Origin of the sequence: Neisseria sp. P0020.S005, from assembly GCF_051957055.1 — a bacterium.
GTDB lineage: Bacteria > Pseudomonadota > Gammaproteobacteria > Burkholderiales > Neisseriaceae > Neisseria > Neisseria subflava_A.
This window is the reverse complement of the sequence record NZ_JBQCWV010000048.1, coordinates 1-489: the sequence shown is the minus strand read 5'-3', so window position 1 is coordinate 489 and position 489 is coordinate 1. Positions and strand designations below refer to the sequence as shown.

Annotated in this window: 1 protein-coding gene; it reads right to left on the bottom strand. The window is 54.4% G+C overall.

Features of this window, described 5'->3' with window-relative positions; genetic code table 11:
• Positions 1-489: sensor histidine kinase (locus tag ACTHTU_RS11235; RefSeq protein WP_440362595.1), on the bottom strand; the 489-nt coding region annotated here is incomplete at both ends.

Here is a 489-nt window from a genome sequence, read left to right as displayed (position 1 = left end):
CCCGTACCTTGTTTTTCAGTGGTGTAGAACGGCTCAAAGAGATGGTTGCGGACTTCGGGCGAAATGCCTTTGCCGTTATCGGCAACGACGATGGAAATGTGCATCCTGCCGCTGGGGCGGATCAGGACGGTAATCGCGTTCTCGTCCTGACGGCTGTGCCGCCACGCGTTATTGCAGAGGTTCCACATGATTTGTTGGATGTGCATCACATCAGCGAGGACGGTAAGGTTGTTGCCGTCCATGTTCATGCGCAGGCAGCCGATGGCTTCGGAATTGTTGAGCGTGAACTCTTGTTTGAAGTCGAGCCAGAATTTCATCAGGTTGATCGGCTCGCGGCTGATGTTGTCGCGCTTGTTGAGCAGGGAGATGTCTTCCAACATTTTGTCGATGCGCTGGATGTTGCTGTCGATGATGCCGCAAAGCTTGGCTTTAACGGGATCGGGTTCGGCATCGTCATCACTTTCCCGCAGCAAATCGCTGGCGTGACGG